This is a genomic window from Allocoleopsis franciscana PCC 7113, from assembly GCF_000317515.1.
GTDB lineage: Bacteria > Cyanobacteriota > Cyanobacteriia > Cyanobacteriales > Coleofasciculaceae > Allocoleopsis > Allocoleopsis franciscana.
In genome coordinates, this window is the sequence record NC_019738.1 from 1,165,325 (window position 1) to 1,181,212 (window position 15,888).

At 43.2% G+C, this 15,888-nt stretch carries 17 protein-coding genes; 10 read left to right on the forward strand and 7 right to left on the reverse strand.

Annotation, left to right across the window (positions count from 1 at the left end; genetic code table 11):
- Positions 1-115: 115 nt before the first annotated feature.
- A complete protein-coding gene (locus tag MIC7113_RS38540; protein ID WP_256374792.1) occupies positions 116-241 on the forward strand; it encodes a hypothetical protein in 126 nt (41 codons plus the stop codon).
- A 138-nt stretch (positions 242-379) separates the two neighbouring features.
- Here MIC7113_RS38540 and MIC7113_RS35945 read toward each other — a convergent pair whose 3' ends face one another.
- Complete coding sequence (locus tag MIC7113_RS35945) at positions 380-520, reverse strand: hypothetical protein (RefSeq protein WP_015181069.1); 141 nt, start codon at positions 518-520, stop codon at positions 380-382.
- A 367-nt stretch (positions 521-887) separates the two neighbouring features.
- Between MIC7113_RS35945 and MIC7113_RS04915 the strand changes: the two genes are divergently transcribed.
- The 3 genes from MIC7113_RS04915 to MIC7113_RS04925 all read left to right on the forward strand — a co-directional run bounded on the left by MIC7113_RS04915 (position 888) and on the right by MIC7113_RS04925 (position 3,321).
- Positions 888-1,400, forward strand: coding sequence for a cupredoxin domain-containing protein (locus MIC7113_RS04915; protein WP_015181070.1), 513 nt, complete (start codon positions 888-890; stop codon positions 1,398-1,400).
- A 359-nt stretch (positions 1,401-1,759) separates the two neighbouring features.
- The gene (locus MIC7113_RS04920; protein ID WP_015181071.1) at positions 1,760-2,464 is read left to right on the forward strand and encodes a class I SAM-dependent methyltransferase; all 705 of its coding nucleotides are present in this window, start codon (positions 1,760-1,762) and stop codon (positions 2,462-2,464) included.
- Positions 2,465-2,586: 122 nt separating this feature from the next.
- Positions 2,587-3,321, forward strand: coding sequence for a VanW family protein (locus tag MIC7113_RS04925; protein WP_015181072.1), 735 nt, complete (start codon positions 2,587-2,589; stop codon positions 3,319-3,321).
- Positions 3,322-3,737: 416 nt separating this feature from the next.
- Here the strand turns inward: MIC7113_RS04925 and MIC7113_RS04930 are convergent, their stop codons facing one another.
- The 6 genes from MIC7113_RS04930 to MIC7113_RS04955 all read right to left on the reverse strand — a co-directional run bounded on the left by MIC7113_RS04930 (position 3,738) and on the right by MIC7113_RS04955 (position 8,047).
- On the reverse strand, positions 3,738-4,505 hold the full coding sequence (locus MIC7113_RS04930) for an energy-coupling factor ABC transporter ATP-binding protein (RefSeq protein ID WP_015181073.1): 768 nt from the start codon (positions 4,503-4,505) through the stop codon (positions 3,738-3,740).
- 33 nt (positions 4,506-4,538) lie between these two features.
- Positions 4,539-5,330 carry a cobalt ECF transporter T component CbiQ gene (gene cbiQ, locus MIC7113_RS04935; protein WP_015181074.1) on the reverse strand — a complete coding sequence of 264 codons (792 nt, stop codon included), beginning with the start codon at positions 5,328-5,330 and terminating at the stop codon, positions 4,539-4,541.
- Complete coding sequence (cbiM, locus tag MIC7113_RS04940) at positions 5,327-5,968, reverse strand: cobalt transporter CbiM (RefSeq protein ID WP_015181075.1); 642 nt, start codon at positions 5,966-5,968, stop codon at positions 5,327-5,329. The genes cbiQ and cbiM overlap by 4 nt, the downstream gene beginning before the upstream one ends.
- Positions 5,969-5,971: 3 nt before the next feature.
- Complete coding sequence (locus MIC7113_RS04945) at positions 5,972-6,481, reverse strand: carboxypeptidase-like regulatory domain-containing protein (RefSeq protein WP_015181076.1); 510 nt, start codon at positions 6,479-6,481, stop codon at positions 5,972-5,974.
- A gap of 118 nt (positions 6,482-6,599) precedes the next feature.
- Positions 6,600-7,505, reverse strand: coding sequence for a DUF4382 domain-containing protein (locus MIC7113_RS04950; RefSeq protein WP_015181077.1), 906 nt, complete (start codon positions 7,503-7,505; stop codon positions 6,600-6,602).
- Positions 7,506-7,645: 140 nt separating this feature from the next.
- A complete protein-coding gene (locus tag MIC7113_RS04955; RefSeq protein WP_216596366.1) occupies positions 7,646-8,047 on the reverse strand; it encodes a hypothetical protein in 402 nt (133 codons plus the stop codon).
- Between the two features lie 504 nt (positions 8,048-8,551).
- On the opposite strand from MIC7113_RS04955, the gene MIC7113_RS04960 reads away from it, so the two are divergent.
- The 6 genes from MIC7113_RS04960 to MIC7113_RS04985 all read left to right on the forward strand — a co-directional run bounded on the left by MIC7113_RS04960 (position 8,552) and on the right by MIC7113_RS04985 (position 15,748).
- The gene (locus MIC7113_RS04960; RefSeq protein ID WP_015181078.1) at positions 8,552-9,550 is read left to right on the forward strand and encodes a hypothetical protein; all 999 of its coding nucleotides are present in this window, start codon (positions 8,552-8,554) and stop codon (positions 9,548-9,550) included.
- A 107-nt stretch (positions 9,551-9,657) separates the two neighbouring features.
- Positions 9,658-10,746: a hypothetical protein gene (locus MIC7113_RS04965; RefSeq protein WP_015181079.1), complete on the forward strand. Its 1,089-nt coding sequence runs from the start codon at positions 9,658-9,660 to the stop codon at positions 10,744-10,746.
- A 267-nt stretch (positions 10,747-11,013) separates the two neighbouring features.
- Entirely contained in the window at positions 11,014-11,376 is a 363-nt protein-coding gene (locus tag MIC7113_RS04970) for a hypothetical protein (protein ID WP_015181080.1), read from the forward strand.
- A gap of 99 nt (positions 11,377-11,475) precedes the next feature.
- The gene (locus tag MIC7113_RS04975) at positions 11,476-11,844 is read left to right on the forward strand and encodes a hypothetical protein (protein WP_015181081.1); all 369 of its coding nucleotides are present in this window, start codon (positions 11,476-11,478) and stop codon (positions 11,842-11,844) included.
- Between the two features lie 275 nt (positions 11,845-12,119).
- Positions 12,120-14,378, forward strand: a complete 2,259-nt coding sequence (locus MIC7113_RS04980) for a TOMM precursor leader peptide-binding protein (RefSeq protein ID WP_015181082.1) — start codon at positions 12,120-12,122, stop codon at positions 14,376-14,378.
- Between the two features lie 287 nt (positions 14,379-14,665).
- Positions 14,666-15,748, forward strand: coding sequence for an amidohydrolase family protein (locus tag MIC7113_RS04985; RefSeq protein ID WP_015181083.1), 1,083 nt, complete (start codon positions 14,666-14,668; stop codon positions 15,746-15,748).
- Positions 15,749-15,888: the final 140 nt, after the last annotated feature.

Sequence of the window (15,888 nt, forward strand, 5' to 3'; positions counted from 1 at the left end):
AATTATTCTTAGGCGTTGAAATCGGAAAAAGAGGGAGCTAATTCATCCCTAAAGTCGCGAAGCCAAAGGTAAATAATCCAAAGCATAGGCCGGAGAGTTGATTTGGATGGCATCAATGGCATATAGGGAAACAGGGGATGCCAACATGCCAACTCATCACCGTAGCTGCGATGAAAAAGGCAAAGAGCCAGAAGAAAATCGTGCGGGCTTTGATGTTTCGGTGCTGCCACAGCAGGGATAAAATGACCCAACTGACCAACCAGCTACCCAATAGTACAAGTATTTAGTCAAATAAAGTTTAATATTGTAAAGCAGAGAACGGATAGTACTTCAATATTAATCAAAAAATATTAAACTCAAAAGCAGTAGTTTTTGAAGTTTATAAGATAAAAACACTAACATCTAATATGACCAATAAAGTTACACCCCAATCATCGAGATTACTGAGGAAATCATGAGGATTAGAAGATTCTAAAATCTCATAAATTCGGTGTTGGATTTTGGGCTGAATATTGCTCATAGGCAGAAGTGAAATAGTGAAAAATGGGAGATATTCTTACATCTTTGGAACGACCAGATGTAATAAAGAGAAGCGGAACATAGGCTTCCAGCAGAGTGTCATGTCTGCTATACGGAGATTCGGCGTTAGGGTAGCGACAAGCAGTCTATCGCATTAAGCCAACTCATTGTAATCTGTTCGTGCCCCTTGAGCAGGATGCTAGAGCAGCACAAACATGCGATCACGTTTGTTGCCTGTACCGCTCATGCCTAGCCAAATTGAGGCAGAACATGACTAATAGAAAAAGTCACAAGAAGTTCATGCCCTAGTCACAACAATTTCATTTCCAGCCTATAGATTTGCGAACAATTGAGTGCAAAACGTGTAAATGAAAACAGACATTATTCTCAACAGCCTAACTCTTTGCGTCGTCCTATCCTCACTTACGGCCTGTTCAAATAACAAGACAGCTCAATCCAGTTCCTTGAATCAAGAAACAACCCAGGCTGCTCCAAGTGCAATCAGCAGCCCTGCAAAATCCCAGGAAACCCCTAAGGGAACGAAGATTAACGTCACGGCAAAGGAAATGGTATTTCAGCTCTCGTCAGCAACAGCTCCAGCCGGACTGGTTGAATTTGTAGTGAAAAACGAAGGCAAAAAGCCACACGAATTTGTAGTGCTGAAGAACGACTTAACCGATAAAAAACTCCCACTCAAGGGAGGCAGTTTGGATGAAGACGCGAAAGGACTCAAGAACTTGGGTGAAATTAGCGAAAGTAAGCTCACTAGTGGAGCAACACAGACTCTCCAGCTCAATCTCACACCAGGGCGCTACCTACTAGTGTGCAACCTACCCGGACACTTCCAAGCTGGCATGAAAACTGAGTTCATCGTCAAATAAGCTGTTGCACATTTAACTTGCGCTTAATAAGTAGTGGATTTCTGGGGGGGATGGGCATCTTGCCTGTCCAAACTATAGTTGCTGAGATGTTTAAGCTAAAGCGCATTTAACTTGCACATTCTAAACACAGGATAAAAGAGTTCAAATCCTCTCCCCTGTCCTCGTATGAGCTCCGGCCCTGCTCCCCTGCCACCTCAACAAGCAAATTACATGCGTAACAGCTTAGCCTCCCGGATTCGAGGTTGCCGACGTTGAAGTTGATAAAAGAATTGATTTCAGTCTTCATTGGCTTTTCGCACTCTGACTGTAATCATTCATGCCAACTAACTGAACGTTAAAGTCTGCTCAAACGTTAGCTTATGTTCAAGCAACCTAATCATCTCGATCGCGAAGATGAAGTTCTGAGGCTCTATTATGAAGACCTTGCTTCAGAATATGATAACTCCCGTTTTGACAATAGCTATGGTCGTTATATCGACTGTCAGGAGCGAGAAATTTTAAGCCGTTGGCTGGGTAACGCCCAAACACAATCTATACTCGATTTAGCTTGTGGGACGGGGAGATTTCTCTCTTTGGCTACAGCAGGACTTGATTTAAGTCCCAGGATGATTGAAGTTGCCAGAACTAAACATCCAGATAAAGAATTCATACAAGCCTCAGCTTCCCATATTCCCATTGAGGCAAGTCAGTATGATGCTGTTTTTTCCCTGCATCTTTTCATGCACTTAAGCCAAACTAAAATTAAGGCTATTGTGGATGAATGTTATCGAATACTCCGTCCCAATGGAATTTTAATCTTCGATATTCCCTCTGCTTTCCGTCGGAAGCTTATCTCCTACAAAGCGGAAGATTGGCATGGAGCGACTTCTTTTTCCCAGAACGATATTCATCAACTCTGTACCGAAAAATGGCAGCTAGAAGAATTAGTTGGCGTTAATTTTCTTCCCATTCATCGGTTCCCTCACCCAACTCGTCCTCTTTTGCTACCGATAGATAAATTTTTAAGCCACAGCTTTCTGAAATCACTGTCCTCTTACTACTTTGTTAAACTCATCAAGCTCTGAGCTAGAATCCAAGTTCCTATCCTCCAAATCTACCCCAATTATTTATCTTCTAGAAACGGAAATGAAGATAAATTGGGATTTAAAGTCAACCCTTTAATTATTTATTTAAGTTAATAATTGGCATGAAAAAATTAATTCCATCTGGATTAAAACTACAATTAAAGTTATTCCAAAGATATCATTTAGATTGGCTAAATAATCACCAAGATAAGTTGGTGAATTTTCATCTGAGCAATGAGGAAGAGAAAAACTTATTCCAACCCAGAATTACTATTTCTCAAGCCATCAAGCAAACCCAGCATTCAGAGAATAAAAAACATAATTTGAATCTAGCGATCGCAAAGATTCAAGATGTAGCGATTAAGCCGGGTGAAATTTTCTCCTTTTGGCATCTGGTGGGAAAACCTGACCGAGCAAGAGGTTATCGAGAGGGGCGATCGCTTGTTGCTAACCAACTGAAAGCTGAAGTGGGCGGTGGGTTGTGTCAATTATCAGGATTACTCTATTTATTAACCTTAAAAGCTGGGCTTAATATTCTGGAAAGACATGCCCATTCTCATGATATCTATACCGATTCAACTCGATTTGCACCTTTAGGGTCAGATGCTACTGTTGTTTATGGGTATAAAGATTTCAGATTCCAAAATAACTTATTGATTCCTGTCTGTTTCCGGTTTAGTATGCACGAAGAAGAAATCAGAGCAGCTTTATGTTCCCCTCAACCTATTCCCGAATATCGAATTGAATTTAAGGTAGAAGACTTTGACGGTGGGGCTAAAGTGGATACAGTTCGTTTCGTTCCGCAAACTCATACCTTTGAAATCATTAATACCACAACCTATGAAAAATTAATATGAAATCCTCATCCTGCTCACTAGACTTTGTCTACCAACTCCTGTAGACACAAAAAAATAAACCTCTCTCTTTCTCACTCCGTGCCTCTGTGGTTAGTTAAAAATAAACTAACAAAACACCCCCAAAACTTAAAACCCACATTCCGCATCCTGAAGTGTCATATCATGTCCGGTTGAATACTTACACTCTGGTGGCAACAAGGCAGAGGGCAGAAGGAAAGAGGTAAGGTCGAAGGAAATGATAACTGTTTAGCCGGACATGATATCACACTACGAATTTTGGCAGTTTGAGAAAATTGGGCTTGCGATCGCAAAGCAACTTAGTCAAATTAGCGTTACCAGTATAATTGGGCAAGGTTCCAAGTTTCCCATCGAACTACCGCTCAGATAAGACCAAGCTCTCTTGATGGCATTGATCACTACTCTTGATGCGGCATCAGTGAGTGAGGTTTCTCCAAACCATGGGCCTCCATGAGTTGCTTATCCCCCATGACTTCACGTGGGTTACCGTCAGCAACGATGTGTCCTTCGTCAAGGAGGAGAACGCGATCGCATACTTCTAATATCACTTCTAAGTCATGGGTTGAAACCAGATAGGTTTCCTGGGAGTTTTGCAAAAACTGAATGAGGCGACGACGCGCACGCATATCGAGGTTAGCCGTTGGCTCATCATACAGTATGATCTGAGGTTGCATGGCTAGGACAGATGCGATCGCCACCATGCACTTCTCACCTCCAGAAAGATTTTGAGGAACGCGATCAATTAGTTCTTCTACCCCAGTCACCGATAAAGCTGTGCGGACGCGGTTTTCCACCTCCTCAGCATCAAGGTTCATATTTTCCGGGCCAAAAGCAACATCGTCGCGCACAGACGTTGTAAACAATTGGTCATCCGGATTCTGAAACACTAAACCAATCTCAGGGCGAAATTCTCCCATTTCCACCGGCTTACCAAATAACTGAATTTCCCCAGATCCTGGTGTTAAAATTCCGCAAATTAACAAAAATAGAGTTGTCTTTCCACTCCCGTTCGGGCCAATTAAACCCACCCGTTCTCCTGGTCGAATTTGCAAATTCAGACCTTGAAAAATCTCCTCTTGTTTAGGATACCCAAACGTCAAATTTGAAATTGCAAGTGCAGCTTCCCTTGTTTTCTCCCGCTCGAATTCTTGAGTCAACTGTGTCATTACCAATCCCAAAGCTATTCAAAATTCACAAGCCTAAAAGAAAATTTCTGCTGCTACCAAACCGGTGGCAACAAACAGGGTCAGCCAGAAGGCAATTCGGCTGGTTTTATTGGCTTCACTAATATCGGCAGCGAACTCTTTAGGATTACGATCAATGCTATTTTTGTTGTGACCGTAGCCCCGTAACCGCATTGCCTGATAAACTCGCTCAGAGCGGTCATAACTGCGGATGAGTAAGCTACCCGCTAAGCCAGACCAAATGCTCAGATTACGAAAGCTAAAGCGATCGCTCTCAAACCCCCGCATCAGCATTGCCCTTTGCATTCTCATCCTCGTTTCGCCAAAATCTTCGAGGTAGCGATAAGCCAGCAGCATCATATCTACAATCACATCCGGTAGGCGCAGCGATCGCATCGCCTTAATACTGGTCAAAAAAGGCGCAGTACCAAACAAAATCAAACTCAACGTCAGGATGCAAAGAAAGCGCGTAGCAATTAACAGTACCGCCTCAACACCTTCTTGATTTATCTCTAACGGCCCAAGCTTAAATAGTACCCTCTCCCCAGAAGAAGCAAATAGCACAATTAGCACTACCATCAAAATAAATAAGCCTGGATAACGCAAGCGACTCAGGAGAAAAGAAAGCGGCAGTTTAGATAAACCATAAAGTACTGCAGTCACCCCAATTACCACAGGAAGAAAAATCAATTTATCGACAAAAGCAATGGCAAAAATTAAGGCAATGAGTGCCACCAACTTAGAACGTTGTTCCCAGCGATGGATGGGTGAATCGATGTCTGCGTATTGATCGAGTCTTAACTTCATTGGCTCTCCAAAAGCTCCGGCTTGACTCGATCTAGAAAAGATGCCAACATCATCGTGAAAATACCCTCAAATATCGCCGGAATTGTATAGGCAACAAGACTGGCAAAAATTGCCCTCCGTTCCGTTTGAGCATCAATATCAGCAGGAATAGTGGTAATAATGACAACGGAAAATATCGCCGCCGCAAGCATCACAGCCCCCCCACCGGCAATAAAGGCAAAGATTTTCGTCCGCCTTTGATCATCCATCTTGACTCGATTTCGCAATCTGAAGATGTAGTAGGCAAGCAGTGCGGGAAAGCCCATAATAATCGCATTCACCCCTAATGTAGATATGCCCCCGTGCTGAAACATTACCGCTTGGAAAAACAGCGCGATTAAAATAGCTGGAAATGCGTAATATCCCAACACAACTCCCATCAGTCCATTGAGGACAAAATGAAGACTTGAAGGGGGTATGGGGATATTAATTAAGTTGACGACAAAAAAAGCTACGGTGAGAAGTGCCGCTTTGGGAATCTTCGCTTGAGGATGTTTCTCTTTATTAATTTTGTGCAAGCAATACCAAGTCACACCACCTGTAAGGGCATAACCTGCAATGGCAACACTTGGGGAGATAAAACCGTCGGGGATGTGCATGACTTATGCGGCCCTTCTCCGGCGGGCAAAGAACAGTGCTGTACCGAAAAATCCCCAAGCGCCAGCCGCCGCTAATAGTGCTTTTTCCAGCAGCGTGTCTCCCACGCTATCTTCACTGTCGAACCAACTTAGTCCATCGCTACCTTCCGCAGCTTTCTCTGTACCAGCCGCTAAGGCTGTTGTCTTTTCACCTACGGGAATAGTAATGATGTTACCGTGACCGGCTTGGCGTACTTTAACTTCCCAGTTTCCGGGTTGGGATGCATCGGGTACAAAGGTAAATTGCCCTTGTTTGTCAGTGGTTCCCGTTTTCCAGGGAGTAGACGGGTTATTGGGGGCGTACACTGTTACCTGAGCATTACCCATCGGTTGACCACCCGCGTAGGCAGCATCAATTTGAATGGCTTGAACCTTCTGATATTGAATCTCCGTACCGTGGGCAGATGCTTTGGCTGACCAACTGATAACTGGAAGGAACAATAGGAGAAGAAAAAATTTAAACTTCACGATCATCTGTACGTTCTTGTTGACTGGTTTTTCCTTTATTGGTTTTGGTTTTCTTAGCAGTAACGAGAGGTGGGCATCGCCCACCCTACTATTGATGAGAACAATAAAGAAAGGAAGAAAATCTTTAGTTACTAGGAGAATGGGGTTCGTTTGCCTGGGCGGCAGCCCCTTCAAGGCGGCAGTGTCCTTCACCTACGTGGCCTAAACCGGCGATCGCTTTTTGCAGCTTTTGATAATCTTGTTTAGGGAGTTTCTGTTCCAAGGTTGCCATATCGGTTTTCAGAGTTCCATTCTGCGCCAAGGCAGCCATTGGCTCAAAGCCGACTGCATCTTGATTGAGGGAGTCGTTTGCTGGAGTATCAGCATCCCCAAAGATATGGTCAAAGTGGAAGGTTGTCTCTAATTCTCCCTGTTCTGTACTTGTGAGGATACCTTTGCGTTGGTCGCCTACATACTGTCCGCAGGTATATTCCAAGGGTTTATCAAAGCTAATGACAAAATCAACTGTGCGGCCCTCTTTTTTGGCAGTGCCATCCAGGAGAATTGTCGAACCTGATGCTGGCCCCTGAGTTGCCTTAACCAGTTGCCAGGACATCGCATTGTAGGTTCCCGCCGGAGCTTTTTGTGTCGCCACTGTAATGGGCTGAGCATCTCCCTCCCCCTCGGCTAAATCTACCGTTTTCGGTTCTTCTAACAAAGTCACTTTTTGGGTGGACTTCAACTCACCCGACTTTTCGGGGTCAAAGGGGGGTTCGGTTTGATAAGCCGTTATATCATCTAAAGTGACGTACACATGGTTAAAGTCAATTCGCCAACCATCTTTAGTGACGAAACCCTGCCGCACAAAGTCTTCACCATTGGCGACAAGCTGGAGTGTCCCCTGTCCTGCGGCAGCTTGAGTCTCGGTTTGTTGTCCTGCGGGAGTTTCTGCCTGAGTTTCAGTCTGTGTTTCGTTCTCGGAACAGCCAAACAGCACGCCCGGAGCCAGAAAAGTTAGGCTCGCCCAAAAAATTAGTAGCTGTTTCCTCATAAGTATTGCAGTCGCCTTTACCTATTAACATACAAAATTTAATCACACAAGTTTTTGTAAAAAAAATCAATCCCCCTAGAGGGCATTGGCCAAGCTTTTTAGCCTAATCTCTATCTTTTGTCGTAGTAATAAACTTAAATTTATAAATTCTCAAAATTGTTTGGTAAGGCGGCAACAACCTCAGACTCTTCCAAATAAATAGGAAATCGCACCCCTTCAATTTCTACTTTTAGCAGCCACGCCTCATCCTTTCTATTGATAGATGGGTTTTCACATATCGTGCCGATCATGCCATTCTTACTATGTCCCTCTACCTGAATGCGAACATACTCGCCCTTCACAAATGAGCAGGGTTTAAGCTTTTCTTTATCTGTGGCTATAAGTTTTTTAGACTCTGTTTTGACTGGTGATTTTTTCCCAAACTCTGCGACAGGAACACCTACGGCACGAGCACTGGCTTCTAAATCTACCTTGACTTTATGAATTGCCATATCTATAGGCAATCCCCGCAAATACCAGCGATAAGCTTTGGCTACAACCACCCCCATTCCGCACCCTCAACTGTCACATGCGCTCTTTGGAGTTGGTGAGGGTGCGTCGATTCCCCAAGTCTTATAGCACTACGCATTAAAGTTAGGACATCGGTATATTTGAGACTGTCAGAGATTGTGTAGAGGCTGCCTTCAGGAATTGTCCTAATGTATTTGCGTAGCGCTATAAGTAAAAATACACAAGAATAAGCTCTTGACGAGCGCCCTGGTGCTTGAGTATAGTACACTAGAACATCTGTTCTATATAAACAGACAATTTTAGGTGATTCCGAATACCCTGTGGTCGGAAATGCACCAGTTAACAGTTGTTCAAATCATGGCTTGAAAAAACCCGTCAGCGTCCGGAAAACGGATACAGACTCGTGTAGTTAAACACAGCAATTAGCGTTAAAATTTTCTCTGAAAAGCATTAGCTTGAGGAAATAGAATACGCCTGATTTCGGTTAGCGTTCTATGGCTCGTTGTAGAGTTCAATATTGTGTAAGGAGAACTATTGTGGTTGCAACCAAAGATAGCAAAGAGCAGATTTCTAAAGCCTTTCAACAAATCCTTACTGACCGCAAAAGAATTGACTCAAGAATTGCCACAAAAGAAGAAGAAGCAGACAAGGAAAAGAATAAGCAAGTTTTACAGGTTGCTTCAACTTATACGATTGATGGGATTGTCAAAGGTCTCGCTGATCTGCAACTTGAGTTTGGCAATATTGTCAATGGACTTTCGGAGAAATTAACTCAAGAAGTCTCCAAATTAGATGAATTGCATCGTGCCATTAATGTGGCAACTCAGAATTTACAAGAACTGAACTCAGTTCGAGTGGTTGCCGATGCCCTACACCTGCTCACCCAAGAACATCAAGAAAAGCTCAAAACCCTGGAGCAAAATGCAGCCAATCAGCAGGAAGCCATCGAAAAAGATATGGCTGAAAAGCGTAAAAATTGGGAAAAAGAACAGGAAGAGTTTGAAAATTCGGTGCAGGAGCAGAATGAACTTTTAATTAAAGAACGACAGCGCAAAGAAGCTGACTATGAATACGAATTAGAGCGCAAACGCAAAATTGAAACGGATGAATATGAAGAACTTAAACGCGCTCAGGAAAGAGAATTGTTAGAAACTAATCAAGAGAAAGATAAGCAATGGACTGAGCGCGAAAAACTGCTCACAGAGCGTCAACCCTTGTTGGAAGAGTATCAACAGAAAGTTGAAGCCTTCCCCACGGAGATAGATGAGGCGGTGAAGAAGGCGAGAGAAGAGGCAATTAAAGACATTCACCAAGATGCGAAGGTGAAAGCTGAATTAGTGAAAAAAGAGTGGGAATCCACAAAACAAGGTTATGACTTTAAGATTCAGTCTCTAGAGCAAACCATTCAAAAACAAGTCGAACAAATTGAAAATCTTTCTGCTCAGCTTCAAGAGACAATGAAGCAGGCACAATCCCTTGCCATGAAAGCCTTTGAAAGTTCCTCTAACTCTAGTTCTAAAGAACATAGCAAATAAAGTGTTGTTAGCAGATTGGAGGTTAACTGAATATCCTGGTATTTTAACCTCCAATTTCAACCTTAAGCCTTCAACCCATAATCAGTAAATCAAACAGAGGTTTTGGCATGGCAAAAAAACTGAGTGATAGAAATACTAAAGCAGAAATCTTAGAGGGTTACTCCCAGTTACAAGAAGAGAAGAAAGCCTTAGAGACACAACTCAAGCAGCTTCAAAAAGAACCCAAAGATCAACCCCCCCTTGCTACTGATAAACAGTCTCAACCCCAAGGAACAATCATGAGCCAGACGCAAACCGTTAAAGACAAAATGGGTTCTACGATTGATAGCTTGGTTAAGCTGCAATTGGGGTTTGGTAGTGCCATTAGTGATTTATCTGAAAAATTGACTTCGGAAGCCGCAAAACTGGAAGAATTGCGGCGTTCTGTTACAGAAGAAACCCAACAACTTAAAGATTTACATAATCTAGAGGAAATTCAAGACGATACCTTAGATACTTTAATCCAAAGTTATGAAGATAACTCGAAAGCCTTTGATGAAGAAATTGGGCAACGGCGCGAAACGTTGGAGCAAGAAATTCAGGACTTAAGAAAAACTTGGGAAAAAGAACAGGACGAGTATAAGCGTTCCATTAAGGAACGAAACGAACAGCAGAGCAAAATACGTCAACGGGATGTTCAAGAGTATGAATATGATTTGGCACTACGACGTAGCTTAAATAACGACGAATACGAGCAGAACCAAAAACGCTTGTACAAGGAACTGGAAGAAACGAAGCAAGCACAAGAGAAGTTATGGGAGGAACGGGAAAAAGCGATCGCAGAACGGGAGAAGAAGTTTGAAGAGTTGAAAACGAAGGTGGAAGCCTTTGAAAAAGATAAGGAAGCTGCGATTAAAAAGGCAAAAGCTGAAGGTGAAGGAATTGCCAGGAAACAGGTATCTGTACAGGAAGATTTACAGAGCAAGGATTTAGAAGGGCAAAAACGCAACTATGAACTGAGAATTCAATCCTTAGAGCAGACAATCCAAAATCAAGAAGCGCGGATTCATAACCTCTCGAAACAATTGGATGGGGCGCTGAAGCAAGTTCAAGATTTGGCTGTCAAGGCGATTGAAGGGGCTTCTAATATTAACTCTTATCAGGCATTGAAAGAGATTGCGATGGAACAGGCAAAAGCGCAAACGAAGAACAAGTAATCTCATCATCAATACAACATTAATGTAGGGGCACGATCATGTCGTGCCCCTAGCTTTGTGCATCAGCGATCGCGCCACATCGGTTATTAAAACTTTACGTCTTCTTTTACCTTGATGAAGACTAAATATGATATGTATGGAGTCGCGCTAGTAAAAGTGCGGCTTCTTTTCTAGTATCTAAGGTGGTAAATTAGGTCACCCATACAGAGCTGTCTTGAGATTTTGAATTAACCTGTAAAGCTTCCTATTGCAAGGAGTGCATTAGCGATGAGTCAAGAATCCTACACCTACAACGTTCTCAGTCCCACGAAAAAACTTTCCCAACTGATTGCACAGTCTTGGTTGAATGGAGAGGCGCTGACGATTGATAAACAAATTCTGGTTGATAATCATATCCTCTCAGAGAAGGAAGCTGAACTCTTTAACATTCAAATACAAGAGTCAGGGTGTGGTTACATCAATGCAGCAACCTTTGAGATGTGTTTCGTTTATGCTCAAGAACGTCCACCCGTAACAGACCAAGAGTTACAAGAATGGATTGATAGTCCTGAAAACTCTCCTCCTTGGGTTCCTTTGAACCCAACGTTACAAAGCGCTTTACGTCTGTGGGAAACGATATATTCAAGATGATTAGAAGGGGAAGTAAGCTTTAATTTCCACAAAGCCTATTGATTGTAATTCCCCTGGTTTCAAATCTCTTTGTTTCAAATCTAAAGGACTTTACCATTTATGACCTTCAACCTGCTCAGCCCCAGTAAAAAACTCTCTCAAATGATTGCCCAATCTTGGTTGAATGAAGAGCGGTTCAGTTTTGATAAAGACTTTATGGTTGAACATGGAATTTTCTCTGAAGATGAAGCTACCTATATTGAAAACATTGAGGTAATCGAGGTAACTCCTGAGCAGAACTTAATCGGAACTATAACGATGGTTGCAGAAGGCCACTTGCAAATATATATACCCTATCCTCAGCGACCGACTGAGGTGGACGATGCACCGACCGATGAACAATTAACAAGTTGGGTTAATAGCAACGTCAACTCTGAACCTTATACTCCTTGGGGTTTTAGCCCGTGGATACCCTATAGCTCCTGCTAAGTATAGGGTGTTTCATTTGTGCAATCACGTTGGCATTTGGGCAGATTGCAAGGGAAGAGTCGCAATAATCAGCCAGGGGTTTAAACCCCTGGCTAATAGCTAAAGTCGTCTAAAGACGACTCCGGAAGAAATTTAGTCCACTTTAGTGGACTTGAGCTGTTAGCCCAGAGTTTTAACTCTGGGTGGGTGAGAGCCGCTAATTGAGAACGGTGCAAGAACTTAGTTAAAATGGGTTAAAAAGCTTATCCAAGCTAATCAATCATTTATCAAAAATCATGCTGAATAAGCCGACGTTAAAACGTTGTTTTCAATATAAAATTATAAATTCAGAAGATATATTTCTCATATCCGAAAGAGGTTCTCTGAGGCTAAGTGGTCGTCTCTATCGATTGTTAATCCCTTTGTTAGATGGGAATCATACCGTTGACGAAATTGTTGAGCAACTGAAAGACAAGGTATCTGCGCCAGAGGTTTATTATACTCTGATGTTGATGGAACAAAAGGGCTACATTGTTGAAAGCGATATTCCTCTACCCTCTAACTTAGCTATCTTCTGCGATCATTTAAACATTGAACCCCAAAAAGCCTTCCGTCGGTTGCAATCAACGAAAGTTGCAGTAAAAACCTTTGGTTCTAATCTTCCTTATTCTGAATTTAAAACAACTCTTGAATCCCTGCATATCCAAGTTGCTGAAGAAGGAGACCTAGAAATTGTCTTAACGGATGACTATCTGCAAGATGGCTTAGAGACGGTTAATGAAAAAGCCTTACATTTTTCACGTCCTTGGATGTTAGTCAATCCTGTGGGAACAATTATTTGGCTCGGGCCGATAGTTGTGCCAGGAAAAACTGGGTGTTGGCAGTGCCTAGCTCAACGCTTGCGAGACAACAGACCGGTTGAAGAGTTTATCCAAAGACACGCCAATATTTCAACTCTTTTCCCACCCCCTATTGATTCCCTGCCTTCTACATTGCAAACTGCTTTGGGGATGGCAGCGACTGAAGTTTTTAAATGGATTTTACAGGGAGAAAATCAACGATTAGAAGGCGTGCTGGTGACTCATGATACTCTCACTCTGGAAAGCCAAAACCACAGTTTAGTTAAACGTCCTCAGTGTCCGAGTTGTGGAGAAATTGCTAATGGTTTGAAGAGGAAACCCTTACCCATTATTTTAGGACACCGAAAGAAAACGTTTACCGCCGATGGGGGACATCGTTTTATTTCACCCGAAGAAACGCTGAGGAAATATCAACATCATCTTAGCCCGATTACGGGAGTTGTTCGAGAACTATCTAAGGTATTCACGGGGTCAAATGACTTAACTCATACTTATGTGGCTAAGCATCATTTCGCCACGATGTTCGACGATGTGGATACCTTACGACGAAATATTTTGGGCAGAAGTGCGGGTAAAGGAAAGACTAACGAGCAAGCTAGAGCCAGTGCTTTTTGTGAAGCAATTGAGAGATATTCGGGTACCTTTCAAGGAGACGAATTTAGACAAAAAAGCAGTTACCAAAAATTAGGGGATAAAGCCATTCATCCCAATGCCTGTCTGAATTTCAGTCAAGCGCAGTACGAGAATCGGGCTTCATGGAATGCCAACTGTTTTGGCTGGTTTCAAAAAGTGCCAGAACCCTTTGATCAAGAACAAGAAATTGATTGGACACCGATTTGGTCGTTAACTCATAAAGACTTTAAGTATTTGCCAACCGCTTACTGCTATTATGGCTATCCCAAACCCCCAAAGATAGATTGTTGGGCAGACTCCAATGGTTGCGCGGCTGGAAATACGATCGAAGAGGCAATTTTGCAGGGCTTTATGGAGTTAGTGGAGCGAGACTGCGTAGCCTTGTGGTGGTACAACCAGGTCAAAAGACCGAAGGTCGATTTAGATAGTTTTGATGAACCGTATTTTCAATCCCTAAAGGACTATTACCAAACTCTGAATCGGGAACTTTGGGTTTTGGATATCACCAGCGATTTGAATATCCCGGCTTTTGCCGCCATTAGTAGGAGAACTGACCGAAAGGTGGAAGATATTATCCTTGGCTACGGTGCTCATTTTGACCCTCAGCTTGCTATTCAAAGATCACTGACTGAAATCAACCAAATTCTGCCTTCGGTTTTGTCAGCGAATGCGGATGGAAGTACGCAATACACTCCATCCGCCGATCCCCTAGCCTTAGACTGGTGGAAAACCGCGACGCTGGAAAATCAGCCCTACTTAGTTCCCGATGAAAGCGTTGTTCCAAAAGTGTCTGCTGATTATCCCCAATTATGGAGTGATGACCTACGTGAAGATGTCTTACTTTGCAATCAAATTGCCGAAAAACATGGCATGGAACTGTTGGTTTTGGATCAGACCCGTCCGGATATTGGGCTGAAGGTTGTCAAGGTCATTGTTCCTGGAATGCGTCACTTTTGGAAACGCTTAGGTTCAGGACGGCTTTATGAAGTTCCTGTGCAATTGGGTTGGTTAAAAGAACCACTCCAGGAAAATCAACTCAATCTATTTCCCATGTGGATGTAATCAGTGTTTTGTAGGGTGGGTTAGGCGTAGCCGTAACCCACCAATGGTTCGATAGATAGTGGTACATTACGATGTCGCTCACACACCCTATTAACTCCAATCGCCAAAAGTCAAAAGTCAAAATTATAGCCCTTCTCGATTTGATGAGGTACACTCTTCTGACCTCTCTCCTTGTAGGAGAGAGGCTTTGATTCTTACTCCCCTTCCCTACCAGGGAAGGGGTGGGGGTTAGGTTATTCTGATGTATCTCACGCAACTGAGAACTGCTATATCTAATTTAGAAACTGATGTTTAACGGATATCAAATTGTCGATGTCGATTCCCATGTCACCGAGCCACCTGAGATCTGGGCTAAGTACCTTGAGCCGGCATTTAAGAGCTTTGCACCGTCGCCGGACATGAAAATTAAGGGTGAAGAGATTATTCACAAAATCTCCGCGCAGTTTCGCAGCACAGCCACCCAACAGATGATGCAGCGTCATCCCATGTCTGTACTCAATGGCTTTGACCCAGAAACTCATGTTAGCGCCATGATGCAGATGGGAGTTGATATCTGTTTTCTGTATCCCAATACCGGGTTATGGGTTTTTGCCAACGATGCTATGGCACCGCAACTAGCTGGGGCATTTACTCGCGCCTACAATAATTGGTTACGAGATTTTTGCAGTTATGACCCACAAATTCTCAAAGCGGTGGGAGTTATGAATCTTCATGCTCCTGAAGAAATGGTACAAGAATTGGAGCGGATTGCAGGGTTTGGTTGGAAAGCCGTCTTTGTGCAACCTAACCCCATTAAGGGACGCTTGCTGAGTGACCCGGCTTATGAGCCATTTTGGACGAAGTGTGAACAGTTAGGGATAGCCGTCGGTCTTCATGCCTCTGCTCATAGTCGTGTACCAACCACTGGTGCAGATCGATTTAACACCGAATTTGCCATCCACGCCTGCTCTCATCCCATGGAACAGATGATGGCAATGCTCGCCCTGATTGAAGGAGGCGTATTAGAACGCCACCCTAAACTTAGGGTGGGATTTTTAGAGTCAGGTTGCGGTTGGCTTCCCTACTGGTTGTGGCGACTGGATGAAGAGTACGAGAATTTGCAATGGGAGGTGAAGGACAACGTCAAGATGAAGCCTTCCGAGTACTTCCGTCGCCAGTGCTTTGTCGCCATCGAGCCAAATGAACCTTATCTGGATTGGGTGATTCAGTCTATCGGCTGTGATAATCTCTTGTTTGGTACTGACTACCCCCATATCGATCACACGTTAGACATTGTGGAGAAAGCCGTGGCACTTGAGGAGCGGCTATCCCAGAAAACGGTACACAAAATTCTCTGGGATAACCCTGTTCGTTTCTACGGATTGGAATGAGAAAGCCTTCAACTGTCTAGCAAACGCTCTGAAAAGACATGGGCTTTTAACCCGCTTCGATCTAACTTCATCAAAAATTCAATACCTAGCTGAATACCTACTTTTAGCAAACATTAAATAGGGTGCGTTACACTGTGTTA

What these genes read in the sequence shown, in the direction of transcription:
- MIC7113_RS04970 (WP_015181080.1), top strand. Translation starts at nt 11,014, where the DNA reads ATGAGTCAAGAATCCTACACCTACAACGTTCTCAGTCCCACGAAAAAA.
- MIC7113_RS35945 (WP_015181069.1), bottom strand. Translation starts at nt 520, where the DNA reads ATGAGCAATATTCAGCCCAAAATCCAACACCGAATTTATGAGATTTTA.
- cbiQ (WP_015181074.1), bottom strand. Translation starts at nt 5,330, where the DNA reads ATGAAGTTAAGACTCGATCAATACGCAGACATCGATTCACCCATCCAT.
- MIC7113_RS04965 (WP_015181079.1), top strand. Translation starts at nt 9,658, where the DNA reads ATGGCAAAAAAACTGAGTGATAGAAATACTAAAGCAGAAATCTTAGAG.
- MIC7113_RS04930 (WP_015181073.1), bottom strand. Translation starts at nt 4,505, where the DNA reads ATGACACAGTTGACTCAAGAATTCGAGCGGGAGAAAACAAGGGAAGCT.
- MIC7113_RS04920 (WP_015181071.1), top strand. Translation starts at nt 1,760, where the DNA reads ATGTTCAAGCAACCTAATCATCTCGATCGCGAAGATGAAGTTCTGAGG.
- MIC7113_RS04950 (WP_015181077.1), bottom strand. Translation starts at nt 7,505, where the DNA reads ATGAGGAAACAGCTACTAATTTTTTGGGCGAGCCTAACTTTTCTGGCT.
- MIC7113_RS04980 (WP_015181082.1), top strand. Translation starts at nt 12,120, where the DNA reads ATGCTGAATAAGCCGACGTTAAAACGTTGTTTTCAATATAAAATTATA.
- MIC7113_RS04985 (WP_015181083.1), top strand. Translation starts at nt 14,666, where the DNA reads ATGTTTAACGGATATCAAATTGTCGATGTCGATTCCCATGTCACCGAG.
- cbiM (WP_015181075.1), bottom strand. Translation starts at nt 5,968, where the DNA reads ATGCACATCCCCGACGGTTTTATCTCCCCAAGTGTTGCCATTGCAGGT.
- MIC7113_RS04925 (WP_015181072.1), top strand. Translation starts at nt 2,587, where the DNA reads ATGAAAAAATTAATTCCATCTGGATTAAAACTACAATTAAAGTTATTC.
- MIC7113_RS04945 (WP_015181076.1), bottom strand. Translation starts at nt 6,481, where the DNA reads ATGATCGTGAAGTTTAAATTTTTTCTTCTCCTATTGTTCCTTCCAGTT.
- MIC7113_RS04915 (WP_015181070.1), top strand. Translation starts at nt 888, where the DNA reads ATGAAAACAGACATTATTCTCAACAGCCTAACTCTTTGCGTCGTCCTA.
- MIC7113_RS38540 (WP_256374792.1), top strand. Translation starts at nt 116, where the DNA reads ATGGCATATAGGGAAACAGGGGATGCCAACATGCCAACTCATCACCGT.
- MIC7113_RS04975 (WP_015181081.1), top strand. Translation starts at nt 11,476, where the DNA reads ATGACCTTCAACCTGCTCAGCCCCAGTAAAAAACTCTCTCAAATGATT.